Origin of the sequence: Chryseobacterium vaccae (genome assembly GCF_009602705.1) — a bacterium.
Taxonomy (GTDB): Bacteria; Bacteroidota; Bacteroidia; order Flavobacteriales; family Weeksellaceae; genus Chryseobacterium; species Chryseobacterium vaccae.
This window is the reverse complement of the sequence record NZ_VSWH01000001.1, coordinates 2880636-2906972: the sequence shown is the minus strand read 5'-3', so window position 1 is coordinate 2906972 and position 26337 is coordinate 2880636. Positions and strand designations below refer to the sequence as shown.

The window sequence follows — 26337 nt, the reverse complement described above, 5'->3', positions numbered from 1 at the left end:
TTGAATTTAACTTATTGTTTTGTTAGAGTGATATTTTTAGGAAAATTGAAAGGCCAATCTTTTCCTTCTATCATAATTTGATTGTAATACTGGCAGGATTCGTTTATTCCAAGAGGGTTGTATTGGAAACTCAAGTTCATTTGTGTTTTTTGAGCATCTGTAAAAGAAATATTTACATTGGCTGTTTTGTTACACATATCTTTAGGTTGAAATAGTAAGTACTTTTGCGCGAAATTTTTATATTGACCGAAGATGCCATAAAATTCAGGTGCGCTCTGATCAAAATTAGTAATTCTGTCAACTTCTATAGCACCATTTGAAGATATTATTTTACGTTCACCTACTATTTGATCAGAGTCATAGTAGCTTCCGTCATTTGCTGTAGATCTGTCTTTGATTTTCTTCAACTGTAGATATAAAGTTTTTCCTTCCCAAGTTCCTTTCCAGATTCCAATATAAGGATTAAGTTCTCCTTCTAAATCTTTATAATAAGCTCCATTAGGAATATTAATTTTTGGAGTGTTTATTGGAAAAACTTGTTGTGCAGAAATAGAGTTTAGACTTGTTATTAATAAAATGGCTAATATTTTTTTCATTTTTTTATTTTTAAATTATGGACAATTAGATGTTGTGAAATTTCCACCAGTGATTTGCAATTGTTTACTGCTTCCGTCACTATTTGTTTCATAAAGTTTAGCTCCATCAATATTCATATTTTTTTCCATAAACTCCAAAAAACCTTTCTGTAAACCTTCTGTCGAAATATTAGGATTTCCTATCATTTTTGAATATTCTATATTTAAAGCTTCAATCTGAGCAGAAGAATACAAGCTTAAACCATCAACATTAACATCATCTCCTCTCAATTGATATGTTCCCTGGCTGGTAACTACAGATAAAAAAACTTCACTTAAAGGTATATTATTCGCTTTGGCGTTCTTAAGCAATTGTATAAATAAATTAATGTCACCAGGAGAAAATATTGGTATTAAACCATCGTAATGAGAGTGCATGACTCCATAAGTAGTATTGAAAATTTTGAAATCAAGATCTGTAGTTCCAGGTTTATTACTTAATTCTTGGTATTGTGCTCCTGTTTGTCCAGATCCAGGTGCTGGATTTCCAACTCTGAAGCCGCTTTCATAAGAATTACTTGTCTTTGATTTTAGATATTCTGTTTTAGCTTTAAAGTTAGAGTCATTATTTTGAGCTTTTACTTTACCGCAAAGATCTTGATCCGGTGGGTCAGGATATTCATATCCATCACTACCACCACCTCCCCCACCACCTCCAAACGGATCTCCCAATGGAGGAAAGCTTTTAGGTGGAACACCTCCGCCGCTGTCTTCTTGCCATTCGCAAACCATGTGAGAATAGCTTACCGGTTCGCAGTCTGTTTGTCCATTCAGGCAGCCTATCACGATAGTTCTTGTAGAGCATACATATTTTGCTTTAGCAGCAACCTGATTACCATCTATTACTTCGCTGTGGCTAATGATGTTGGAATATAATACGTGCTGGAAGAAGGTCAAAAGATCCGTATCGTTCTTTTCATAGAAATATAGCCTGTCCCCTTTTCTTACCGCTTCCATCAAAAGGACAACCTTATCTTTTTTCACAATAGGAACCAGCAGATATTTTTCACCAAACTGGCCAAAGCTCATCGCATAATTCCAGTATAGTTCACCATATGCCGTATTAAAGCGTTCCAGATTGGCATGCTTCAGGAAAACCTTCTGTACTTTCCCGATATATACATCATCTTCTTTCCATAAACTTCGGGAAGCATATTTGGCTGAAGAAACAGATGCAGTTTCTTTTGGATTTTCCTGCTGAAGAAGATCTTCACGGGAACATGAACAGATAAAGAATGCTGCCAAGAACAAGGAGCAATCTTTTTAGATTTAATTTTTTTCTCATACACATTTGAATTTTAGTGAACTAAATATAATTGTTTTTTTATTACCTCACAAACTTATGAAATAAACATAAATAAAATATAGTTAGAAATTACTGATTTCCGTATTATTTTTCTAAAGGAAAAAATATGTAATTTTGGTAAAAATACATTGTGTTATGACTCTAGGAGAAAAACTGAAAAAGGCAAGGATCAGCAAAAATTTAACTCAGGAATATCTGGCAGAGGTGCTGAATGTTTCTCAGAAGACTTATTCTAATTTTGAAAATGATAAGAGTAAGCCCGCTTTTTCTCAGGTAGAGGATATTGCAAAAGTTTTAGAAGTAAGCGTTCTGGATTTCCTGAGTAATGATGGACTCTCTTTTCATTATGATAATGTACATGGAGGAAATAATGGTTTTATTTATCAAAATCAACTTCCTGAAAAACTGATAGAACAGTACGAGCAAAGGCTTAAAGATAAAGATGCTGAGATCATTTATCTCCGGCAACTTCTCGATAAAAAATAAAAACTTCAAAAAATGAAGTTTTTTTTATTTTATGATGTAATAAAAATAAAAAGGCAGTTGTCTTACCTATAGAAACAAAACTCATGACCCAAGAAACTTTTAAGAATACGGTGTTTATTCTCAAAGACGAGATGTATCGTTTTGCGAAAAGATTCGTGATGAGCAGTGATGAGGCCGAAGACGTAGTACAGGACCTGATGATGAAGTTCTGGCAGAAAAAAGATGAACTGGAGCATTTTGGAAATTTCCGCTCCTATGCTTTGAAATCTGTACGGAATGAGTGCCTGAACCGCCTAAAGCATCATGATGTGAAGCTGGGATTTGCAGATTTGCAACTTCACAGATCAGAATTGTACAGCATGGATATTAATAACCTGAAGGAGTATATTGTTGGTTTTATCAATCAGCTTCCTGAAAAACAGAAAATGGTAATCCATCTGAAAGACGTAGAAGAATATGAGGTATCCGAAATTTCCGAAATGCTGGAAATGGAAGAAAATGCGGTAAGAGTAAATCTTATGCGTGCCAGGCAAAAAGTAAAAGAACAAATTTCACAACTGATGAGCTATGAGCAAAGATCAATTTCAAAATAAATACGACGAAATCTTCCGGGAAATAAAAGAAGAAAAAATGGACTGGAGTTTCGATGATTTCCTTCAGCAGACAGAAGAAGGAACTCCCGAAACAAAAGAAGCTCCGGTCATTCCGCTGGAGAAGAAACCTTCTTTTCCGAAATGGGGCTGGCTGGCTGCCGGACTGCTTATCCTGCTCAGCATTGGTTTTGTCTTTAACGGATTGAATTCCAGTGTTCAGGATAAAGAAAAGCTGGTGAAAGATGAGGTGCTGAAACAGAAATCAGGATTTATCGAAGAGAATAATGATCATCAGGAGCAGGTAGCAGTAAACCATACAGATTCTATTTCCGGAGCTAAAAAAGATTCTATTTTTCAGGATAATCCAGTGGCAGAGAAAGATGTTATGGATGAGATCCTTCCAAAAAGAGGACGCCTGAAAAAGGAATCAAAACCAAGGTATGTAAGCAATTCTACCGTCCAAAAAGCTGAAGATGTAAATGATTCTACACAATATGATGATTCCTACGTGATTGTCAACGGAAAAAGAATCACCAGTGAAAAAGAAGCAATAGATGTTGCTAAATATTCCTTTATGAAATTGGGAAATGAGTTTAAAAAAACAGTAGCCACTTCCCAGAAAAATGAAAGCATTGACAATGAATACTAAACCCCAATCAATCCCATGAAAAAGATATTATATATATTAACCATTTTTTTAAGCAGTTTTGTGACTTTTTCCGCACAGACTGAACAGCTCAACCAGCTTTTCCAGAATTTTGAGAAGAGCGGTGGTGTAACGTCCATCAATATTAAGAAACCCATGTTCAAATTACTGAATACCCTTGATATTAACGACGAATATGTTGGCAAGATCAAACCCATTCTGAATGAGGTAGACGGCCTTAAGCTCCTGATTATTCCTAAAATTACATTTCCTGATCATCTGAAAGATGAAAACCTGGAACATATCAAACTGAATGAACAGCAGACCAATAAAGTAAACAGGGCATTAAACAGCCTTAAATTCAATGAGCTGATGTCTATGAACAGTGATGGTGTTTCTATGAAATTCCTGGCTGAAACTGAAAAAGACAATTATCTGGAAAATCTGGTCTTCAACGTAGATTCCAAAGAAGAGAATATTATTTTTATTCTCAACGGTAAAATGAAATTGTCTGATGTGAATAAAATCATCAATTCCAGCGAAACAACCGTAAGTTCTTCACAATCTTCTACAAAAAACTCTTTTGCTTCAGACAATGCCTCGTCTTACCTTAATGGTGACAGCAGAAATGTTGGAGAATTCTCTAAAATTGATGCCAGTCTGGGAGTAAACGTAATTTATAAGCAGGAAAATACAAGAAGTGTAAAAGTGCTTGCTGATGCAGATAAGCTCCAATACGTCATCACCAAAGTTGAAGACGGAGTTCTAAGGATTTATGTAGATAACAAAGGAGTACGAAACCTGAGATTTAAAAATCTTAACGTCAACGTATCTGCGCCCCATATTAATGAAATAACGACTTCTACCGGAGCTATTTTTACAGCGGTTAATCTTGTAACAGAAAACAAATTAAAGATTAATGGGTCATCGGGTGGGGTTATTAAAGGTAAATTTAATGCCAGAGAAACAGCCAATATAGATGTTAATTCTGGAGCCAGTGCGAGTGTGGATATTAACACCCCAAAATTAGCATTGGACACTTCAAGTGGAGCAAGTGCTGTTTTATCTGGTGAGGCAGGATCTGCTACCATTGATATTAGCAGTGGTGCTTCCTGTAAGGCTGATGATCTTAAAATTGGTACCGCTACAGCAGAATCCACATCAGGAGCAAGCCTTTCCCTGTTTGTTACAGATAAACTAAAGGTAAGAGCTTCTTCTGGGGCTGCAGTAAGATTAAAAGGAAATCCTGAGCTGGATGTTAAGGTTGATAAAGTTTCCGGAGGCAGTTTCAGACAAGTTAAATAAAGAACTAAAACCATGAAAACTCTTAAAAACATTTTTTGTGCTATTCTGGCTATCATCATGCTTCAGTCATGTGCAGTATCCGGAAAACCGAATATGGCTTTCTTTAAAGATAAAGATTATGATTTTGAAGGAGCCCGGTTTCTAAGTGTGAATGTTCCTATGTTTCTTGCCAAGCCTTACATTAAAAAAGCATTGAGAGAAGATGGTGAAAATGAAGACGTAATCAACCTGGTTAAAAAGATTTCCAAGATAAAGGTGATGACGGTTGAAAATGGCAGCAGTTCAATGCTGAAAGACTATGCTGATTACCTGAACCGGAATAATTATGAAGAATGGGCCACCATCAAACATGACGGCGATAATGTAAATATCCGGGTAAAACAAAACGGTGATGCCATTAAGAATATGCTGATTACGGTCAACTCAGCTAAAGATCTGGTCTTTGTAGATGTTAAAGGAAACTTTACGCCTGACGATATTTCAAAGATGATCAATGCTGCTTCTGATAAATAATTATTCATACCAACCAAACACTTTTAATATGGAAAAATTAATCAGAGAAGTGCGTATCCTTAAAATTTATGCAGTATCTCTCACTATAGTATGTATCCTATTTTTCTTTCTGGCATTTAAGGATCAGAATTCAAAACAACGCTTTGAAGAAATAGATGTGGAACGGATCAATATTGTTGAAAAAGACGGGAAGCTGAAAATGGTACTCAGCAACCAGAAACGCCAGCATCCCGGAATGGTCAATAATAAAAGTATGGAACCAAGAGAAAGAAATGCCGGTATCATTTTCTTCAATGAATTGGGCTATGAGTGTGGCGGGCTTGTATACGGAGCAGATGAAAACGGATCCGGGATGGTATATTCTGTAGATCAGAAAAAAACAGATCAGATCATGCAGCTTCAGTATTCGGAAGGAACAGGAGATAAAAAAAATCGAACCTATGGCCTGAAATTATGGGATCGTCCGGATGATTTCCCGTTAGAAGAGATTATAAAATTTGAAGATTCATTAAAACGTCTCAATGACCCTGCTGCTTCTAAAAGAGCCTATGCAAAATTAAGAACAGAAGGAAAGTTGACTACAGAGCGGTTTTTTGCAGGAAAAGCTGCCAACGGAGATGTAGGACTTTTTATAAAAGATACCAATGGCCGTATACGCCTTAAAGTATATATTGATAAGAATAATCAGACGCACATTGACAAGCTGGATGAAAGCGGACAGGTTGTAAAATAATAATAAACTTAAACAAGTAGTTTCATATAATACTAATTTTATTTTGTACAAAAAGACCGTTCACATAAGAACGGTTTTTTGATTTAAGTTATTGATTATTAAATTTTATTTAAACTATCAAAAAGGATTTTCATATCTCATCAAAATAACCTAATTTTGCAAAGAAAGTAAAGATGTCTATTCATAACAAAATTGTAGAGACAGCCATCACTTTCGATGACGTTCTTCTAGTCCCTGCTTATTCAGAAGTTTTACCTAACCAGGTATCATTAAAATCAAGACTTACCGACAAAATTACGCTGAATGTTCCGATCGTTTCCGCTGCAATGGACACCGTTACAGAAGCTGATCTTGCTATTGCTCTAGCAAGAGTGGGAGGGTTAGGATTTATCCATAAAAATATGCCGATTGCCGAGCAGGCAGCACAGGTAAACAGAGTAAAACGCTCCGAAAACGGGATGATCTCAGATCCAGTAACCCTTTCTAAAGATCATACTCTTGGCCAGGCCAAAGAGATGATGGCGAAGTTCAAAATTTCAGGTCTTCCGGTGGTAGATACAGATAATGTTCTTATCGGTATCATCACCAACAGAGATGTAAAATATCAGGAGAATCTTGATATGAAAGTAGAAGAGATCATGACCAAAGATAATCTGATCACTTCTGATAAAGATACCAACCTTGAGAAAGCAAAAGAAATCCTTCTTAAGAACAGAGTGGAAAAGCTTCCGATTGTTGATAAAGACAATAAACTGGTAGGCCTAATTACCATCAAAGATATTGATAATCAACTTGAATACCCGAATGCAAACAAAGATAACAACGGTCGTCTTATTGTAGGTGCCGGTGTAGGAGTAGGAGAAGATACTCTGGACAGAATTGCAGCTCTGGTTCAGGCAGGTGTTGATATTATCGGTATTGATTCTGCTCACGGACATTCAAAAGGAGTTTTGGATAAAATCTCAGAAATCAGAAAAGCATATCCGGATCTGGATATTGTAGGTGGAAATATTGTAACAGCTGAAGCTGCAGAAGATCTGATTAAAGCAGGAGCCAATGTTTTAAAAGTAGGAGTAGGCCCTGGCTCTATTTGTACAACGAGAGTTGTGGCAGGAGTAGGAGTACCTCAGTTATCTGCCATCTATAACGTTTACGAATATGCTAAAACTAAAAATGTAGCAGTAATCGCAGACGGAGGAATTAAACTTTCCGGAGATATTGTAAAAGCTATTGCAAGTGGAGCAGGAGCAGTAATGCTAGGATCACTGTTAGCAGGAACCGACGAAGCACCGGGTGAAGAAATTATTTTCCAGGGAAGAAAATTCAAAACATACCAGGGAATGGGAAGTCTTTCCGCAATGAAGAGAGGAGGAAAAGAAAGGTATTTCCAGAGTGAAGCTAAAAAATTCGTTCCGGAAGGAATTGAAGGAAGAGTTCCAAGCAAAGGAAAGCTGGAAGATGTAATTTTCCAACTGACAGGAGGCTTAAGAGCCGGTATGGGATACTGTGGTGCTAAAGATGTTGAAGCGTTACAGAAAGATACCAAAATGGTGATGATCACAGGAAGCGGATTAAAAGAATCCCACCCTCATGACGTGATTATCACGCAGGAAGCTCCGAATTATTCTTTATAAGATAAAATTTTCAGCATAATCAAAAAAACCACACTATCACATGTGGTTTTTTTGATGATATCTATTATATCCGTGGCTTAATCTTTTTACTAGAAAAATATTTCTTTAATTGTATTTTTAATTTTAATAAAAAAAGAGATAATTCATTTTTAAAATCATAAATAACATAATAATGTGGTAAAAAAATAATGTTATTTATGTAACAAAAGTATATTTTTCTCTACTAACTATATTGATCTTTTAAAATAGATTCTTTTTAAGAGTTGATAACAGACACTTAAACAATCTATTATTAAATAACTTAAAAACTAAAAATATTTGTAAAATGAAGAAAACTTTCCTTTATGGAGCTATGCTGTTTTCACTTTCTCTATCTGCACAACAGAAACAGAGAATATGTGGATTTGAAGAAACTTTAAAATCTCAGGATAGAGAAAATCCTGGAATGAGAAAGGTTTTTGACCAGTTGGTTAAAAAGATTCAGGCAGAAAGAAAAGCAAATCCTCTATCTGTATCTGCTAAAAAAGTGAATGATGTTTATGAAATTCCAGTAGTTGTTCACGTGATTGAGGGGAATGATCCTCAGTTTGCAAGAACTGATGCTCAGATTCAGACCTGGATAGAGAATGCTAATAAGATGTATGCTGGTACCCATCCTTGGCCAGCTCCTGGAACACCTGGTGCACCAGCTGCTGATTTTGGTACTCCCGCAGTATTTCCTATTAAATTAGTTTTGGCAAAAAGAAGTCCGAACTGTACTGCTACAACAGGTATTGTAAGATATAACGCAACTTCTCTTCCTGGGTACAATGCATCCGGAATGGCATACCAAACAACTACTGGAGCATCCAGGAATGCTATTAAAGGATTAGCTCCCCACTGGCCGGAAGCCTCTTATTTTAATATTTATCTGATTACTCAGTTTAATGGAGATCCTAGCCCTAACGAGGGTTTAATGGGATTTGCAGCCTTCCCGAACAATTTGGATAGTAACTATGAGTCTTTTATGAAGGCAGGAGTAGTAACTAATGCTTATGATACAACGTTTGCTCATGAATTTGGTCATGCAATGGGATTATATCATACTTTTCAAGGAGGTACTTATGATGCTATACCAGGAGATCCAGATTATTGTCCTCCAACAACAACAAACTGTGAAAGTGATGATGATGGAGTGTGTGACACTGAAAGATCAGGAAGTGGTTATTGGGCGTGGCCGGTTCCTACTAATTCTGCAACGAATACATGTACTGGGGCAAACTATCAGGGTGTACAATATAATATGATGAATTATTCTAACTCAACTGCTCAGAAATTTACAGCTGGACAAGGGGAGAGAATACAGGATTTATTCATGTTGATCAGAAGCAGCTTAACAACCTCTAAGGGAGGAACAGCACTTCCTGCTACATCTGTTTCTACTGCACCTATTGCAGCTACATGTAACCCTACAGGTGTTACTAATCCTAGTAATGGAGGGGCTTCAGGAGATGATATTTTCTTGGCAGGTCCAACATCTGTAAAATTAGGACAGATTAATAATGCATCTGCTCCTACCTGGCCAGGTGATATCAGATATTATATAGATTATTCTCAAGGTTGTCTTGCAAATGGTTATACTCCTTTATTAGTGGGACAACAGCAGACCATTGAGGTAGGATTTATACAAGGACTTAGCGTAAGCCAGTCAATCAGAGTTTGGATTGATTATAACAATAATGGAACTTTCGAAGCTACTGAGTTAGTTGCTACGGGTAATAATGTTCCAACCAATGCTGATTTTGAGGGAACTTTTACAGCTAACTTTACCCCTCCGGCAACTGCAACAATGAACACGCCGCTTCGTATGAGAGTTTTAGCTGATGTAAATGGTTCTTATACTCCTTGTGGACAGCTAAACTATGGACAGATTGAAGATTATTCTGTAAAATTGGTAACAACCCTTGGAACAAGCGAAGTAAAAGCTGATAATGATGACCTAGTGATTTATCCTAATCCGGTAGCTACAGGAGATAAGGTATTCATTAAAGCTAAAAATGGCAAGAATCTGAAAATTTCAATCTCTGATATGTCAGGAAGACTTGTTGCAAGTCCATCTGTAACTGAAGAAAGAAACGGAATCTACAAAATTGACCAGCAACTTGAAAAAGGAGTTTATATGGTACAGATTTCCAATGGAAAAGAAAGCAAAACTTCCAAACTGATCATTAAATAATTTTTTTCAATATACCCTGAAATGCCTCCATTTATTTGGAGGCATTTTTTATTGATGTAATTTCAGTTTGCTTTTTTAGTATACCTGAATCTGGGCTTTATTACAGTATTCAAGAACTTCCCTTTAGATTTTGCAGCGCTGAATTTATTATAAATAGAGAACGGAACTTTAAAATAATCATATACAGCTCCTGACTGATATATAATTCTCAATATTTCAGTTTCCGGGAAATAAATAAAACTATTGACAACACTTGAGGGCATAGGATATTTCCATCAAAAACCATTCCTTACGGATAACAAAACAGCCTTCAGAAAAATCTAAAGGCTGTTTGATAATCATGAATGCTGTAAAGCTTCCTGTTTCTATTTCTTTACAAATTTGAATTCAAGTTTTTCGAAATTTTTAGTAGTAACAACTAAAAGATAGGTTCCTGTAGAAAGCTTTGAGACATTAATTTTTTCAGCAAATCCTTCTGAGTTTACAAGCCTTCCGTCTATATTATAGATTTGTATGGCTTTACCATCGTTAATTCCGGAAATATAGATCACATCTGAAGTCGGGTTCGGGAAAATTCGGATTTTCGTGGCTGTAAGTTCTGAAGTTCCCAATGAGGTACTGTGTACATCACCCGTCATTGTGGAATTGGTTCCGTTGAGATTTCCTCCGCATTGTCCACTGGTAATGGCAGTGTTTTCAACCCACAATCCAAATGTATTACTTGGCGGTCTCGGACTGGTATTGTTCCCGGTAGAATTATAGTAGATCAGATTAGGAGTTGCAAAATCTCCGTCACCGTCATCCGCAAGGAATTCCCATCTTGATAAAGAATTATTCCATTGAATTTTAAATTCGCAGGAGCCTAATCCTCCGCAAGGTTGTCCATCCACCGGTGTTGTGATGTAGATATTCTTATTTTGGGCATCAACTCCGGTTTTAGTGAATACGAAATTCTGATTGTCAAACAAATTATGACAGCCATTGAAAGTAATCGTCTGTGCAGAGACTGAGCCACCCAGAACCAGGGCTAATAAGTATAAACTTTTCATCATTTATTAATTAAAAGATGGATAAATTCCCTGTAATGCTATAAGGCATCTTATGGCAAGGAAAGGCGATCGGTTTTCATGAGGCAGGTTGCCTCCCGTAGGGTTTACCATGGTGGCTTTCATGGTAGTATTGGCATTCGCGCTGGAGTATTCCTTATCCAGAATTTTAGTGTCTGCCGGAAGATTACCAGTAGGGGTATTCTCGTTACCTTCTGAAGTTACTGCATTGATAGTGTGTGAGTGGGCAGGCATCTGAGAAGATAATAAGGTTACGGACTCTGAGCCTCCATTTTGCCCTACAACATAATTACTGAGCCCTGGTCCCTGGCCTTGCCCAATCATGGATCTTCCCCTCATATCAGGTAAAGCAAAAGTATTAACCCCGTCACCCCCGAAAGTAGTTCCTAACAGAGAAAAAAGTGCCGTATTCTGACTAATGGACATCAGTTGGCCGTTGCATTCAGCCCATCCATTCGGAACCCTGCTGTAAGGAACAAAAATAATTTGTCCTAAATAAGGTTCAACCTGAGCTTTTAAAGTAGAATTAAATGCACTGCAGATTAGCAGTGTACATGCAATAATAAAGTTTTTCATGACAAACAGTTTAGTGATAGTAAAGTTATAGAATATTCTGCAATAAATTAATTATATAGAAAAAACCTTTTAGAATTAACTAAAAGGTAATGTTTTATTAATGTATATCTATTAAACTGTAGATTTTTTATAGAGAGTCAAGCATTGCGTTATAATTCGTAATATGAAGATAACCTTCCTCTCTTATTCTGATGTCCAGATTGTATTTTTTAGCTGTATCATAAATTTCTTTAGGCTGCATGCTTCCCTTCTGGCTGAGCTCTCGGCTCATTTCTTTTAAAAGATCAAGATGAATGAGAAGGTCCTCCCTTGTTTTTTGTACAAGTTCCTGCATCAGCTTTTCAATTTTTGCATCAGTGAGATGTTGTTGCATGCGATGCGGATAATCTTCAAGACTATAACATGCCTGGTATTCTTCATCAAAACCATATTTTCGGATATAATCTGCAGCAAGGGCTGTTGCCTGTTCTCGATCATGGCTTCTTCCTATACTGGCATTTTTCTCCCCAAAAATAATTTCTTCTGCAATTCCTCCTGCCAGATAAATTTTTATCCTGTTCAAAATACTTTCTTTAGTATCGTGAATCTGGTGTGGAAAAGTAAATCCGGCCGCATAGCTGCTGGCCACCTTACTTTTGAGCTGTAACGGAGCAAAACCGGTATACAAAATATAGGAAACAGCATGACCACATTCATGCACGCTGATGTTAGCCACTGTATCCGGCTGATTAGACTGGCGAATACTGTCAATTCTTCCTGTATAGGGAATTTCGATGATTTTGCTTCCAACCTTTCCGGCAATAGCTTTCTGCTGATCCAGATAATTAATTTCTATGGTTTTGTCATCATGGGTAATCGCTTCAAAAAGGAATTTGCTGAGGTTGGTATCCAGAATATCAACAACACTGCTGAAAACGGGACGCACACCCTGTACCGGGAATACTCCGTTTCTGTAGATAAGGGCATTGATACTTTTGTTTATTTTTAAACTGATTCCAAACTTTGACTTTGTTTTTTGTTTGAGATTATTGATTTCTCTTTGGATTAGCTTCTGAAAATCTTCTGTTCGTAAAGAAAAATAGATCAGGTGAATATTTCCAAATCTTGCCACCTGCTCAGGACGAAACTTTCTGGATAATGCATTTTTAATATCCACTACGGTTATTTTCTTAGTGAAAGCATGGAAAATGTTAGCATCTATATCTGCTTCACTGGTTTCACGGGACATTTGAAAAGCTTCATCAAGATTTCCGCTGATAATGATCAGCATTTTACTGTAATCTACAGGTTCGTAAATCTTTTTCTCTTTCTGCTTTTTTAGGATCAGCTTAATCATATCTTCCTCTTTCATATCGATGATGCTCATCACATCATCTTCCATGCTGAGGTATTTTTTAAGCTCTTTGGCGTCCCATAGATTCAGATATGGATTTTCTTCCACTTCTGTTTCTCCGTTTCCTTTCCGCCGTTCATTTTCCTTTTTACGGAGAAGGTAGGAAAACAGATAATGCTCCAGATCGTCGCGTTCTCTTTTGCTCAGGCGCCCGTCACTCAGAAGTTCCCAGAAATCAGTGTATCGTGTTTGGGGAACAGGGGTTCCGTCGGCTTCAATGGTGTTGAAACGCTGGATCTCATCAAAGAGTACAATGCTTGGTTTTTCATCACTGAGGCGGTTGCTCTGGAAAATATCAGAAACGCTTTTGCTCCAGGAAGTTTCATCATTATTGCTAAGCTCAATCTCCACAAAACGGTTCTGAAATCCAAGATAACTTACGGTTTTTCTCACCAGATCTGTTTTTCCAACTCCGGTCATACCCCATAGATTGATCACAACAGGGCGTGTAAGGATTTCCGGAATCAGATACCAGATCTGGATATATTCCATTAAATCATCAATAATTTTGTCTATCCCGATGAATTCTTTTTTCAGGAATGTTTTGCAGTCGTCCAGCTTTTTCTTTTTCTTCTGAATCTCTTCTTTATCAATAATCATGAATGAAAAATACGTTATTTTTTTAAATTATCTTTAAAATCATCAATGCGGAAATCGGTAAGGGCGTTTCCTTTTTCAATTTTTTCCCTGGCATATAACCTGAAATCATTTTCTGTTTTTTCCAGAAGGTGATCATAAGGTCCTACATGGGAAATTAGTTTTACCAGAACCGGGGAGATCTCAAGACAGATGAAGAGCCCCATGATAAAGGCAGCTGCCAGTCCGATAATGGCTGAATTTTTCCCAAGTTCATCCAATGCCTGAAGCCTGGCTGCAAACCCGTTGAATTTATCCTCGAAAGTTTCTGTAGACTTTCTTTCTGTTTCCAGATTGGTATAGACTTTTGAAATTTCTTTGTCTAAATATTCCAGTCTTGGAGCCGTTTGTTTTTGGAAGTTTTCAAGGTCCTGCTTTCTTTGTTCTTTCAGTTCCTGTTTACGCTTGGCATTCGGCCCGTATCCTTCTTTTCCACTGGTTAGCCCGGATTGTTTTCCCAGAATTTCTTTTTCAAGCTCTACAGCAGCAGAGTCGTATGCTTTCTGGTATTGTGCTGTTTTTTCTGCAATCTGTTTTTTCTCTGTTTCAAAAGGTCCGCTTTGCTGGAGGATTCTTCCGCTCATCTCACCCTGAAGCTGTTTTTTGTTTCTCTGAATGATGGTATTCAGCTGTTTGTTGACCTCTTTTTCAAAAATTTTAAGTTCAAGTGGCTTGGAAATAATAATTCCTAAAAAAGTAGCTAGGATCAGACGGGGAATAGACATTAAAATCTGATTCCACCATGTTCCTGTTTTTTTAATGGAAGAAACGATATACCTGTCTAGGTTGAAAATCATCAGCCCCCAGAGTATTCCAAAACCCACCGAAGTCCAGAGGTTATCGAACACCGTATACATAGCATATCCTGCCGATAAAGTCGCAAATACGGCGGTGAAAAGAACAATCCCCCCAATGCCTGAGAACTTATTCCACTCGCTTGGTGTTTTTCTTAAAATATGAATGTTTCCTCCGGAACATACCATCAGAAACTTCTGGAACCAGTTTATTGAGTGATTCGCTTGATTTATAGTTTGTTGGTTTGTTTTCATAATTGAAAATTTATACAAATGTAGTACTAAAAACCATACCAATGTAAAAGATAGTATTATGTTTTGCCAAGTAATTCGGGTGTTTGATTTAAAATATTGATTGTCAGTTTATTTTATTTGTTTATTCCGGGTTTGATGATTTGTTGTTTTTTTACTGGTAAAGTTTCAAAAATTATCTGTAGATTGAAATCTGATATTATCAGATGATTAAATCTCAGGTCAATTGATGAGCTTCATAAAAACTAATATTCGTGAAATTGTAAAATCACGCAGAAACTTATCAATATTTCAGGTCTTATTCTGTTTGGCCTGGCGGTTGGCTGTTTTTTCCTTTATCAAGAATACCAAAAGAAAGAGTCTGAAAACAGAAAAGCACAAAATGTAAATGATTATTTTTCAGGAAAATAGACCGTATTTAAAGAGATTATTCAAATCATGGAGTTATCGTTTTAATGCTTGACAATGGGAAAAGATTAGAATTCAATATGTATGAATATCATCAGTTTCGAAAGGGAGGCAGCATTGTCAAACGTAAAGGTAGAGACCATGTCTATCTATATAGAAACGGAAATGTAAAATCTTATGAATATTGAAAATCAATTGAATCTTTATATTTCCTATCCTACTTCAATCTATCCGGATTCTTCTTCAAAAAGCTTTCCCATCCACTATATGATTTAGTATCCGTCAAAGTTCCGGAGTTAAAATGGTGGCATACGGCAACGGCAAGACCGTCGGAAGCATCGAGGTATTTGGTGGGGAATTCTTTTAATTTCAGGAGATTCTGCAGCATTCCTGCTACCTGCTCTTTGCTGGCATTTCCGTTTCCGGTGATCGCCATTTTAATCTTTTTAGGAGAATATTCGGTGATGGGAATATTTCGGTAAAGGCTTGCGGCCATGGCAACGCCCTGTGCACGGCCCAGTTTCAGCATACTCTGTACATTTTTCCCGTAGAAAGGAGCTTCAAGGGCTACTTCATCGGGGTGGTATTCATCAATCAGCGCTAATGTTTTATCAAAAATATACTTCAGTTTTGTTTCGTGATTGGGGTATTTTTTGAGGATAAGTTCGTGTATGGAGACCAGTTCCATTTTGCCTTTTTTAATGGAAATAATACCGAAGCCCATGATGGCAGTTCCCGGATCAATACCTAAAATTATTTTCTCTGAAATCATTGGTTCAAAGATAGGGTTTTACAGGGAATTTTTTGCTCAGATCCGGAAATTGAGAAAACAGTTACATTTATTTTTCACTCAGATACTTTTCAGCAACCGGCGTCCATTTTCCATCATGTCGGAGTAACAGAATTTTATCAACTAAAAAACTAGTTTTGTATTCCTTGTCTTGGTATATTTCCCATGCTTTTAGGTAATTTTCAAAGGTCAGATCCCTGTATCCTACTGTCATATGTGGTGAAAAAGAATATTTATTAAAGCTGAACTGCCGGATAACATGCTGATGAAGCTGATTTAAATTCTCGTTGAATTCCGGTTTTACATATAAAACAGGATTTTTAGGATTCGGGAAACTTCCGAAACCGTTTAACATGATTTCAAAAGGGGGAATATGGGTGTCAATCTTCTGAAAAGCCGTATGAATATCACTTTCCAGTTCCAGATCTCTTGAGAAAGGGGGGAATAAAGTAATATGGGCATCATTGTTCAGTGCCTTTGAGTTCCCGTAATCAAGAGCAAGATCTGTTTTAAAGACCTTGACCTCATCAATGATCTCCTGAGGTGGATAAACAGCTATGAAATACATTTTTTGCATGAAGCAAGATAAAATTTTTTACATAAAATCTATATGCATAAGAAAATTATGCATAGATTTGTAAGGTATAAAACGACAATCATTGAAAAAAAACAGTTTATATAAAGGAACGTTACAGAACATTATTTTGAAGCTGCTTTCAAAAGAGGTGAAAATGTACGGCTATCAGATCACTCAAAGAGCAAAGGAGCTTACCCAGGGCGAGCTGGAAATGACGGAAGGAGCACTTTATCCACTGCTTCACAAACTGGAAAGTGATGGAATTATCACTTCAGAAGTCCAGAAAATAAACGGAAGAGACCGTAAATATTATCTGCTGACAGAAAAAGGGAAAAAACAGCAGGCTGTTTATGAAGATGAAATGAAAAACTATCTGCTCAACCTCAACACCATCTTTAATATATGATGACTGAAAGACAGGAGATTCTGGTAATGGAGTATCTGATTTCCCAAAAGCTCCCTCTTGATGTTTTACTGGAGATCAAAGACCACGTGATCACCCAGATTCAGGATATCCAGCTCAATGAAAATTTAAGTTTTGAAAGTGCTTTCTCAAAGGCAAAAGAATCCTGGAAGGGAGAATTTGAAACAGTGAACTACCGGATGTTCTTCCCTGTAAAAATTCCTATGATCGCCAAAAGAATAATAAAGGAAAAATATAATGGCTTCCTGAAAAAATCATTACTTATCGGGCTGATCTTTTTTGGGATTAATCTGATGCTGGTCTATCTGTCAAGAAATCAGGAAGAATACGGCATACTTTTCAGAGTATTGAACGGAATGTTCCTTCTGGTCATGGGATGTGTATGGCTTTTGAACATTAGGATTTGGAAATACATGAGAACAGATTTCAAATACAAAGGGAAATGTTTTTACACGATGTACCAGCAAAATATGGGGCTGATGATTACCTGTATGATTGCGATGGTACAGATTACAGGGAAAAACGGACATTATGCCTATCAGTTTTTCAGAGAGCACACTACTTCTGATGTTTTCATGCTTCTGATAACTTTAATCATTCCTTTCCTGGTACAAACAGGCTGTATTTTTGCCCTTTTCAGTTTTTTTGAGCATAAGAAAACGTTAAACAGGATAAAGAGCTTTTTAGAATCCCCAGCAGAAGCTTGAAGTAATAGCGGAACATTCGGAACAATAAAAAATAAAAACTAATCTTAATACATGATCAACATTATAGAGGAGAATGAGATCGTACGATATCTCACATCAAAAAAATTAAGCTACGGACTGCTTTTAGAAATTAAAGACCATTTCATGCTTCAGATTTCAGATCTGATGGAAGAAAAGAATATCGGATTTCAGGAAGCTTTTCTTACAACCAAAATGAATTGGCAGCATGAGCTGGAAATGGTAAGAGCAGATAGATTTTCATTCAGGAAAATAGCCAGAATTGAAAAGATTGCTGTTCAGGCAAGGTTCAGGAATATTGCAGTAAATGCAGTGATTGCCTCATTTCTACTTTCTGCATTGTTCTATTTCAGTACAGATGCTTTTATCTATCTGCAGATGACATTGTGGATGGTAACAGTCGGCCTTTTGCTTTACAATTTTATCTGGAGAAAAATGACCCTTTACCACTACCTTCAGTTTAGTTTTCATCCGCTGGTGTTGAGAAATACCTTTATCGGGGCAATAGTCTGTGCCGGTGTATATTTCTTTTTTAACCGGTTTACCCTTTATGACACGGCGTCTTTATTCAATTCAGATGTGATGAGAACGTTCTTCATCTATGGGATGCTGACCAATATCCAGCTTTTATATAACAGCGCCCGAAGAATTAATGTTTTGATTTAAGCAAAGATTTTCTGTTATTTTTACATTGATGACGTTAGTATTTGTTTTGATTAAAAAGCCCTTGCAAAATACAGGACTTCCTGGAAACTTCAGGAGAATAAAACGATTAACTAAATTTTTGCAGTATCACGCTTCATCTTTACCACCGAATTTTCAAGAGCATCTGTCAATTTTTTAATTTCAATATGAGGTCTGAAGGTTGAGCCTTTTCCTTTCTCTTCGTCCGCCGTATTAGACAGAATAAGTACAGAAGTTTTAGTCTGTGGATAATAGATATTCAGGGAAGGAGAACCTTTTACATAACCGCTGTGAAAATAACTTTCAGGTTGCCCGATATTCAGCATAATTCCATAACCATAACCCATTTTTCCAAAAATCTGATGCCGTCTTTCTGCGCTTTTGGAAACAAACTGTTTAAGCGTTTCTGTTTTCAGAATCTTACCGCTGTAAAGGGCGTTATTCCAGATATGGAGATCATCGATGGTAGAAAGGATACCTCCCGCAGGTGTTCCTATGTCTTTTCCTGCCAGTCTTTTTGGCATATTAGGAACTTCTTCAAATGTTTTTCCGCTGCCCAGATAAGCGCTGGCAAAATTATTTCCTTTAAAAACAGCTCCTGTTGAAGAATGTTTCATTCCCGCTTTTTGAAAAAGTTCCCGGGCATTCTCATCAAAAGATTTTCCGGTTACGGCTTCAACAATCTTTCCCAATGCATTAAATCCGTCATTGGAATAGAAGAAATCAGAACCGCTTTTAAACATTAATTTTCCGCCGAAAGTATTCAGCCCGGAAGTATGGTTCAAAAGCTGCTGGATCGTAATGTTTTCATATTCTTTAAGCTGGAATTCCTTCAGATATTTTGAGGCTTTATCATGAATGTTCAGTTTTCCCTGCTCCATCTGAAGAAGAATAAGAACTGCCGTGAACTGCTTGCTTACAGAACCGATGGCGAATACCGTCCCGCTGTCAATCTTAGCTTTGGTTTTAAAATTCGAATAGCCATTGGCCTTTCTGTACAGCTGCAGAGAATCTTTAAATACTGCAACACTTCCATTAAAATGATACTTTTTAAAAACAGAATCAATCTGCTGTTCAAGAATTATTTTCTGAAAAACGGCAATGGTAGAGTCGATAACTAACTTTTTATCAACCGGCTTTTCGATGGGTTCGGAAGAACTCTTACAGGCTGTTATAAAAATAGTAAGAAATAATACGGAAAAAAGAGAATTGAAAATTTTCGGCATTTGTATTGAAGTTTAGGCTAAAAATAATCAAAAAGAATAGAAAAGAAAAATCAAAACCGTGGATAAAACTTTCACAGAACTTCCGGTTTATCAAAGAAGTGGTTTTATGGATAAAGATTATCTACGGCCTGCAATTCTGGCGTATCGGATTGTCACAAAAAAAGAATTTTTAAGAAAAGATCATTACCTGAGAAAAATTTTAAGAAAGAGCTTCCTTTCTCATTTCAAATCACAGAACCAGAAAACATATTCTCCTTCTTCTTCAGAGTCTGTTTTGGGTTTGGGATACGTTTTCTTTACCGTTTCCCCGATTTCAAAAAGAATCGGTTTCTTAAAAATCGGACCATCGAAAGTGAATGTATGAAACTCTCCGTTTTCGCCACAGGGATCAACATTTTCAGGAAGATCATCAAGAAACTGCTGATTTATAATCCGTCCTGCGAAACTTTTGTCCAGATAAGTTCCGTTGACACAGGTTACAATGGTTTTAAAGCCAAGGTTCAGAAATTCATGGATAAGCTCAGCGGTGTTCTGTTTCCAAAGCGGAAAGACTGCTTCCATTCCGATAGCGTTCAGTTGGTCTTCACGGTATTGGCGAAGATCTTCCAGAAAAATATCTCCGAAAATAGAAGCGGTAACTCCCATAGATTTTACGCGTGACATGGTCTTATCCATAATAGCGCTGTATTCCTCCATGGAAGGTTCTTTGGGAAGTTCCATTTTAATTAAAGGAAATCCTAAACTTTCTGCCTGCTTTTCTAATAGAGATACATGAACACCATGCATGGAAATACGCTGAAACTCCTTATTAATGCTTGTTAATAAAGCGGTTACTTCATATTTGTTTTCCTGAATAATTTTAAATAACGCAAGGCCGGAGTCTTTTCCGCTGCTCCAGTTGAAAATGGCTTTGGGATTCATACAGGCTGATTCTGTTTTACCCTGCAATTTTATGATAAAAAATAGAATATTCTGTTGATTTACAGAGTTTATTTTTGATTAGAAGATGTAATTGTTTTAAATTTAACAGAACTAAAATTAAGAACACATGAAAAACCTGCTCATTGGGACCGCGGTCTTGTTTTTTACGGGAATGGTAAATCCCGTATTTTCACAAAAAGGAGAAACTCCAAAATTCATAAGCAATACAGAAGGGGTAAAAGAGTATACCCTCATTAACGGAATGAAAGTTCTTTTGATTCCAGACCCTTCCCAGAGTAATATGGTGGTAAATATTGTTTATAATGTCGGGTCCAAACATGAAGGATACGGAGAAAAAGGAATGGCCCATTTGCTTGAGCATATGTTATTTAAAAGCACTAAAAAATTAGGTGATATAAAAAAACAGCTGTCTGATAAAGGAGGTGACGCCAATGGGACCACCTGGTATGACCGAACAAATTATTACGAAATCTTTCCATCCAGTGATGCCAACTTGAAATGGGCCCTGGAAATGGAAGCGGACAGGATGGTGAACGCTACGATTCTGCAGACTGATCTGGACAAAGAGTTCTCCGTAGTAAGGAACGAATTCGAGATAGGAGAAAACAGACCCGGAGATGTTCTGATGGAAAGGATTGTATCAACGGCCTACCTGTGGCATAATTACGGAAACAGCACCATCGGGAGCAAAGAAGATATTGAAAGAGTAAAAGCTCCAACATTGAGGCGGTTCTATGAAAAACATTATCAGCCTGATAATGCCACTCTTATTGTAGCCGGTAAATTTGATGAAAAGCAGGCTCTGAACTATATTTCTCAATATTTTTCGGTGATTCCGAGACCTTCCAGAGTTTTAGATCAGACTTATACGGTTGAGCCGGCACAGGATGGAGAGCGTTTTGTAGAATTGAAACGTTCGGGAGACAGTAAAATTGTAGGAGCTCTATACCATACAGCACCTTATGCAGATAAAGATTATGCAGCATTGGATGCGTTGTCAGAAATCTTGACAGCAGACCCTTCCGGCTACTTGTATAAAGCGATGATTGATTCTCATAAAGCAGCTTCAGTATATTCTTACCAGCCAACCGTGAGAGATGCTGCTTTTATGTATTTCGGCCTGGAAGTTCCGGCAGATAAAGATGTGAAGACGGTGGAAAGTGATTTCAGAGCTGAACTGGATAAAGTGGCTGCCATTAAATATACAGAACAGGATGTCAACAGGGCAAAAGCCAAAATTTTAAAGCAAATTGAGAATAATAAAAACAATACCATCAATTTTGCAATTGGTTTAACGGAGATTGTAGGAGCGGGAAGCTACAAATTGGGAATGCTGTACCGTGATAATATTGAGAAACTTACCTTGGCAGATATCCAGAAGGTGGCGAATAAATATTTTAAAACCAATAACCGGACTGTAGGGGTATTCATCCCAACCAAAGACGAAGTAAGGGTTAAAAATCTGGAATATTCTGATGATCAGATCGCCACACTGACGAAAGATTATAAAGGCAAAGCTCTTGAAAAAGAAGTGGCTCCTTTTGAAGCCAGTATTAAAAACCTGAAGGCTAATCTTTCTGAAGGAAAATTAAGCAACGGAATGAAATACGGCGTTATTAAGAAAGAAATTAAGGGCGGAAAAGTAGCCGCAAGCTTCCGCTTCCCGGTAAGTAACGCCAAAGATCTGAGTGGAAAATCCCAGATTGGTGCTTTAATGGCGCAGGTCATGAAAACAGGAACAAAATCTCATACAAAAGAACAGATTCAGGATATGCTCGATCAGTGGAAATCCAGCATCAATTTTTCATTTGGAGGACAGACTTTATATGCTAATGTGAATACGTATAAAGAGTATCTGCCAAAAGTAATGGGATTAATGAAAGAAATTCTTACAGAATCCAGCTTCCCTGAAGCAGAGCTCGTTAAAACAGTCAATGAATATAATACTTATCTGGAAGGCTCTTTAAATGATCCTCAGGCTCTGGCATTCACCGAAATTGAAAAAATTACAGCAAGCTATCCTAAAGAAAGCATTTTCTATACCCCGTCTTTCAAAGAGCAGATTGAAACCAATAAAACCATTAAAAGACAGGAACTTGTAGATTTTTATAATAAGATTTTAGGAAGCAATAATGGAGTAGGGACTGTGATTGGAGACCTGGATTCCAAGACGGTATCTTCGTTACTTGAAAGTACGTTTGCAAAATGGAATTCAAAATCCAATTATGAGCAAATCAAACCTGAACTCTTTGCCACTAAAAAACAGGATAAGGAATATTTGACTCCGGATAAAGAGAACGGAGCGGCTGTAGGAAAAATCAGCTTCTCTATGGATAGAAAAAGCCCTGACTATCCGGCGTTAATCATTGCTAATGAAATGTTGGGCAGCGGAGGATTCCTTACCTCCAGAATTCCTACAAGACTTCGTGAAAAAGAAGGGATCAGTTACGGAGCCGGATCTTATATGAATGTACCTTCGGATAATAACGTTTCATCCTGGGGATGGTACGCATTCTTTAATCCTACGAAAAAAGATGCAGTAAACAAGGCTCTGAAAGAAGAAGTTAATAAGGCTGTAAAAGAAGGTTTTAGCGAAGAAGAACTGAAATCGAATCTGAATTCCTGGTTAACCTCAAGAAAAACAGGATTAGGAAATGACAATACTTTAATGGGGCTTGTTAACAGCCAGCTTCAATACGGTATTCCTTTGGAGGATTATGATACTTTAGAAGCAAAAGTATCTGCCTTGAAAGTAAGCCAGGTAAATGATGTACTTAGAAAATATATCAGCGAAGATAAGCTTACATCTGTGTTTGCAGGAGATTTTAACAAGAAATAAATTGCATACTTAAATTCAGAAATAAACCCGCATATCATGTTTGCGGGTTTTTCTTATATGGAAAATTAGCAGAATTTGACAAGTCATATTTTTTCCCGCATATTACCTTTGAGAATAAAATAAATCATTATGAAATCTCAGAATTTTTGGAAATCCACACCGGCGAAAATATTGCTGGGGATTATGATCGTAGCAGCAGCATTGTTTATTTTTAGAAAAGGGTTCAGTTTCGGTCAGTGGCTGCAGAGTTTCTAAACGTTGAACCATAAACCATGAATCTTGAATTTTAATCTGAACACTATGAGAAAAATATGCATTTTACTGTTATTGTTGAGCTTTTCCTGGTTTTACAGCCAGGGGAAATCTTCTTTAAGTAGCCGTATCTACGGGAAAAACGGGCAGCCGATGTCTAATGTCACAGTGATGCTTATGAAAGCGGATCGGGATGAGGTGCTGAAAACAACAATTACCGATCAGAACGGAAATTTTGAATTTGAAGATTTCGTTTCAGAACCGGTGAAGCTGGTGATTGAACAAACGGGGTATGAAAAATTTATTTCCGAAACACTTATTTCCTCTGAAGGAAAGATAACTTTTCCCGAAATTCGCCTCAACCCGGGGACAAAAGAAATAGAAGGAGTGACAATTACATCCAAAAAACCTTTTGTTACTCAAAAAATAGACAGGATTGTAGTGAATCCCGATGCGCTAATCAGCAACGCCGGAACAACAGCCCTAGAAGTTCTGGAAAAAACACCATCCGTAAGTGTAGATATGAACGGTAATATTTCGATGAAAAGCAAATCCGGAGTACAGGTTTTTATTGATGATAAACCTTCTTACCTTTCTGCTTCAGATCTAGCTGATTATTTGCGTTCCATCCCGTCTTCCAGTATAGAAACCATTGAAGTGATTGCCAATCCCCCTGCAAAATATGATGCCGCAGGAAATGCCGGAATTATCAATATCAGGCTTAAGAAAAATGCTGCAAGAGGGTTTAACGGCGGGATAAATCTTGCCTATGGACAAGGAAAACACATGAGGACCAACAACAGCGCCAATTTCAATTATCGAATCAAAAAATGGAATTTTTTCTCCAATTTCAGCCTGAATAAAAATGAAACCTACCAGGACCTCACCATTACAAGAGAATATTTTACCCCTAATGGAGACAGAAGTTCAACATTTACCCAGAATTCCTATATCACACCGAGTAGCAGAACCCATTCCGCAAAAGTCGGAGCTGATTTCTATGCAACTCCCAAAACTACCCTCGGAATTGTATTGAGCGGCTTTATCAATCCGTCAGACCGGAATATTGCGAACAATGCAGTTATTCAGAATGCGGATTATGAAACGGTAAGTCTGGTAGAAGCCCAAAATCCGATGAAAATCCGGTTTAAAAATGATGCCATCAACCTCAATATGAACCATAAGTTCACAGATAAACAGGAATTGAGTGTGAATTTCGACCATATTAATTACCACTCCAGGGTTTCCCAGAACCTGTACAATGCCATATTGAATCCGGACAGAAGTGTCATAGAGCAGACCCAAATGGATTCTGAGCTCCCTTCAGATATCAGAATCAAAGCGATCAAAGCAGACTATAGTGGAGTAGAAGCATTAGGAGGTAATTTAGGCTTCGGAGCAAAATCAAGTTTTGTGAAAACGAATAATGTGGCAGATTTCAGAGATGTGATGAACGGGATTAAAATACCCAACTATCAGTTTTCTAATGATTTTACCTATAAAGAGAACATTCATGCCGTATATACCAACTATTCAAAAGACTTTAGTAAGTTTTCTGTTCAGGCCGGGCTGCGTATGGAATATTCTGATATTAAAGGATACCAGAAAGGAAATCCAATGGTCAGGGATTCCGCGTTCAGTAAAAAATACACAAGCCTTTTCCCTACATTTTATGTGCAGTACAGAGCAGATTCCCTGCAGAATCATGTATTCGGGCTTTCATTGGGAAGAAGAATAGACCGTCCGAATTATAAGGATCTGAATCCGTTTACTTACCCTATGGATAAATTTACGTTCTATGGAGGAAATCCGTTTCTGGAACCTACATTTTCTTACAATGCAGAATTCAATTACACATGGAATAAAAAATATATTTTCGGACTGAACTACAGCTATATTGATAATCTGATCTCGGAAACCAATGAGCAGCGAAACAATATTTATTACAGCCGTCCCGGAAATTTTGCTAAACAGATTTCTTACGGAATATCATTCAACGGAACTGTTTCTGTTACAAAATGGTGGACATTGCAGTGTTACACCGCACTTTCTTCCAACCGTTTCAGCAGCCAGGTATATACCGAAAGCCTGAATGATTCCAAATGGAACTGGGTGATCATGCCTACCAATCAGTTTGCAATCAGTAAAAAATGGACCGCAGAGTTATCAGGACAGTACCAGTCTGCAGCATTATCCGGACAGTTCCTGATTTCTCCGGTAGGTTCAGTAAGAGCAGGGATATCTACCAAAATTCTGAAGGATAAAGGAACATTAAAGCTGAATGTGTCTGATATTTTTTATACCAATCAGATTAAAGGGCAGATCCGGAATATTCAGAATGCTAATGCGTCATGGTACAGCACCTTTGATTCGCGGGTGATCTCATTATCGTTCAGCTACCGTTTCAGTAAAGGAGAAAACCTGAAAGTACGTGAAAGTGGAGGTTCGGAAACAGAACAAGAACGTGTGAAAATTTAAATTTTAAAACCAGATAACAAAGCCGGGCATTCATGTCCGGCTTTTATTTTGAGATCTTATAAAAAAATCAAAAAATCAACTCAATCTGTAGAGTCTGAGAGCGATTGAAAAATAAAAAAATTGTGTATTAGTGGCAAAGAATAAGACAGTAGGAATAGATAAAGGAACTGTAACTTTTCTAATATACCATCCGACTTATTCTGAACAA

Annotated in this window: 25 protein-coding genes; 14 read left to right on the top strand and 11 right to left on the bottom strand. The window is 37.2% G+C overall.

The features are described from left to right. Nucleotides 1-11 precede the first annotated feature (11 nt). Together FW768_RS13210 and FW768_RS13205 are read right to left on the bottom strand one after the other, a co-directional pair. The gene (locus tag FW768_RS13210) at nt 12-596 is read right to left on the bottom strand and encodes a DUF6705 family protein (RefSeq protein WP_062702551.1); all 585 of its coding nucleotides are present in this window, start codon (nt 594-596) and stop codon (nt 12-14) included. A gap of 15 nt (nt 597-611) precedes the next feature. Further along, nucleotides 612-1886 carry a hypothetical protein gene (locus FW768_RS13205; RefSeq protein WP_153396118.1) on the bottom strand — a complete coding sequence of 425 codons (1275 nt, stop codon included), beginning with the start codon at nt 1884-1886 and terminating at the stop codon, nt 612-614. Nucleotides 1887-2076: 190 nt separating this feature from the next. On the opposite strand from FW768_RS13205, the gene FW768_RS13200 reads away from it, so the two are divergent. The 8 genes from FW768_RS13200 to FW768_RS13165 all read left to right on the top strand — a co-directional run bounded on the left by FW768_RS13200 (nt 2077) and on the right by FW768_RS13165 (nt 10066). Further along, nucleotides 2077-2427 (top strand): helix-turn-helix domain-containing protein, encoded by a 351-nt coding sequence (locus FW768_RS13200; RefSeq protein ID WP_153396116.1) that lies wholly within the window; start codon nt 2077-2079, stop codon nt 2425-2427. A gap of 83 nt (nt 2428-2510) precedes the next feature. Beyond that, nucleotides 2511-3020 (top strand): RNA polymerase sigma factor, encoded by a 510-nt coding sequence (locus tag FW768_RS13195; protein ID WP_153396114.1) that lies wholly within the window; start codon nt 2511-2513, stop codon nt 3018-3020. Continuing rightward, entirely contained in the window at nt 2995-3669 is a 675-nt protein-coding gene (locus tag FW768_RS13190) for a hypothetical protein (RefSeq protein WP_153396113.1), read from the top strand. The genes FW768_RS13195 and FW768_RS13190 overlap by 26 nt, the downstream gene beginning before the upstream one ends. A 15-nt stretch (nt 3670-3684) precedes the next feature. Further along, nucleotides 3685-4971 carry a DUF4252 domain-containing protein gene (locus tag FW768_RS13185; protein WP_153396112.1) on the top strand — a complete coding sequence of 429 codons (1287 nt, stop codon included), beginning with the start codon at nt 3685-3687 and terminating at the stop codon, nt 4969-4971. Nucleotides 4972-4983: 12 nt separating this feature from the next. Beyond that, nucleotides 4984-5484: a DUF4252 domain-containing protein gene (locus FW768_RS13180; protein ID WP_153396111.1), complete on the top strand. Its 501-nt coding sequence runs from the start codon at nt 4984-4986 to the stop codon at nt 5482-5484. A gap of 28 nt (nt 5485-5512) precedes the next feature. Then, the gene (locus FW768_RS13175; RefSeq protein ID WP_153396110.1) at nt 5513-6217 is read left to right on the top strand and encodes a hypothetical protein; all 705 of its coding nucleotides are present in this window, start codon (nt 5513-5515) and stop codon (nt 6215-6217) included. A 173-nt stretch (nt 6218-6390) separates the two neighbouring features. Beyond that, nucleotides 6391-7851 (top strand): IMP dehydrogenase, encoded by a 1461-nt coding sequence (guaB, locus tag FW768_RS13170; protein ID WP_153396109.1) that lies wholly within the window; start codon nt 6391-6393, stop codon nt 7849-7851. 325 nt (nt 7852-8176) lie between these two features. Then, entirely contained in the window at nt 8177-10066 is a 1890-nt protein-coding gene (locus FW768_RS13165) for a zinc-dependent metalloprotease (RefSeq protein WP_153396108.1), read from the top strand. Nucleotides 10067-10128: 62 nt separating this feature from the next. Here FW768_RS13165 and FW768_RS13160 read toward each other — a convergent pair whose 3' ends face one another. The 7 genes from FW768_RS13160 to FW768_RS13130 form a co-directional block, all read right to left on the bottom strand. Further along, nucleotides 10129-10329, bottom strand: a complete 201-nt coding sequence (locus tag FW768_RS13160) for a KTSC domain-containing protein (protein WP_153396107.1) — start codon at nt 10327-10329, stop codon at nt 10129-10131. A gap of 102 nt (nt 10330-10431) precedes the next feature. Next, complete coding sequence (locus tag FW768_RS13155; protein ID WP_231128685.1) at nt 10432-11118, bottom strand: T9SS type A sorting domain-containing protein; 687 nt, start codon at nt 11116-11118, stop codon at nt 10432-10434. Between the two features lie 3 nt (nt 11119-11121). Continuing rightward, nucleotides 11122-11709, bottom strand: a complete 588-nt coding sequence (locus FW768_RS13150; RefSeq protein ID WP_153396105.1) for a phage tail protein — start codon at nt 11707-11709, stop codon at nt 11122-11124. A 127-nt stretch (nt 11710-11836) separates the two neighbouring features. After that, nucleotides 11837-13702, bottom strand: coding sequence for an AAA family ATPase (locus FW768_RS13145; protein ID WP_153396103.1), 1866 nt, complete (start codon nt 13700-13702; stop codon nt 11837-11839). Nucleotides 13703-13716: 14 nt separating this feature from the next. After that, nucleotides 13717-14787 (bottom strand): DUF4407 domain-containing protein, encoded by a 1071-nt coding sequence (locus FW768_RS13140; protein WP_153396101.1) that lies wholly within the window; start codon nt 14785-14787, stop codon nt 13717-13719. Nucleotides 14788-15409: 622 nt separating this feature from the next. Then, entirely contained in the window at nt 15410-15964 is a 555-nt protein-coding gene (gene ruvC, locus FW768_RS13135) for a crossover junction endodeoxyribonuclease RuvC (protein ID WP_153396100.1), read from the bottom strand. Nucleotides 15965-16031: 67 nt separating this feature from the next. Beyond that, nucleotides 16032-16550: a 2'-5' RNA ligase family protein gene (locus tag FW768_RS13130; protein ID WP_231128684.1), complete on the bottom strand. Its 519-nt coding sequence runs from the start codon at nt 16548-16550 to the stop codon at nt 16032-16034. 91 nt (nt 16551-16641) lie between these two features. Between FW768_RS13130 and FW768_RS13125 the strand changes: the two genes are divergently transcribed. From FW768_RS13125 to FW768_RS13115, 3 genes are read left to right on the top strand one after another with little or no spacing between them, the layout of a single operon-like run. Further along, nucleotides 16642-16965 carry a PadR family transcriptional regulator gene (locus FW768_RS13125; RefSeq protein ID WP_153396098.1) on the top strand — a complete coding sequence of 108 codons (324 nt, stop codon included), beginning with the start codon at nt 16642-16644 and terminating at the stop codon, nt 16963-16965. Further along, on the top strand, nt 16962-17690 hold the full coding sequence (locus FW768_RS13120; RefSeq protein ID WP_153396097.1) for a hypothetical protein: 729 nt from the start codon (nt 16962-16964) through the stop codon (nt 17688-17690). Before FW768_RS13125 ends, FW768_RS13120 begins: the two co-directional genes overlap by 4 nt. A gap of 51 nt (nt 17691-17741) precedes the next feature. Further along, the gene (locus FW768_RS13115) at nt 17742-18374 is read left to right on the top strand and encodes a hypothetical protein (protein WP_153396096.1); all 633 of its coding nucleotides are present in this window, start codon (nt 17742-17744) and stop codon (nt 18372-18374) included. A gap of 110 nt (nt 18375-18484) precedes the next feature. Here the strand turns inward: FW768_RS13115 and FW768_RS13110 are convergent, their stop codons facing one another. After that, nucleotides 18485-19618 carry a serine hydrolase domain-containing protein gene (locus FW768_RS13110; protein ID WP_153396095.1) on the bottom strand — a complete coding sequence of 378 codons (1134 nt, stop codon included), beginning with the start codon at nt 19616-19618 and terminating at the stop codon, nt 18485-18487. Nucleotides 19619-19837: 219 nt separating this feature from the next. Beyond that, nucleotides 19838-20539 carry a Dph6-related ATP pyrophosphatase gene (locus FW768_RS13105; protein ID WP_153396094.1) on the bottom strand — a complete coding sequence of 234 codons (702 nt, stop codon included), beginning with the start codon at nt 20537-20539 and terminating at the stop codon, nt 19838-19840. Nucleotides 20540-20666: 127 nt separating this feature from the next. On the opposite strand from FW768_RS13105, the gene FW768_RS13100 reads away from it, so the two are divergent. The 3 genes from FW768_RS13100 (at nt 20667) to FW768_RS13095 (ending at nt 26129) form a co-directional block, all read left to right on the top strand. Then, nucleotides 20667-23399 (top strand): M16 family metallopeptidase, encoded by a 2733-nt coding sequence (locus tag FW768_RS13100; protein WP_153396092.1) that lies wholly within the window; start codon nt 20667-20669, stop codon nt 23397-23399. A 129-nt stretch (nt 23400-23528) separates the two neighbouring features. Next, the gene (locus tag FW768_RS23855) at nt 23529-23654 is read left to right on the top strand and encodes a hypothetical protein (protein WP_262885781.1); all 126 of its coding nucleotides are present in this window, start codon (nt 23529-23531) and stop codon (nt 23652-23654) included. Nucleotides 23655-23699: 45 nt separating this feature from the next. Next, on the top strand, nt 23700-26129 hold the full coding sequence (locus FW768_RS13095) for a TonB-dependent receptor (RefSeq protein WP_153396090.1): 2430 nt from the start codon (nt 23700-23702) through the stop codon (nt 26127-26129). Nucleotides 26130-26337: the final 208 nt, after the last annotated feature.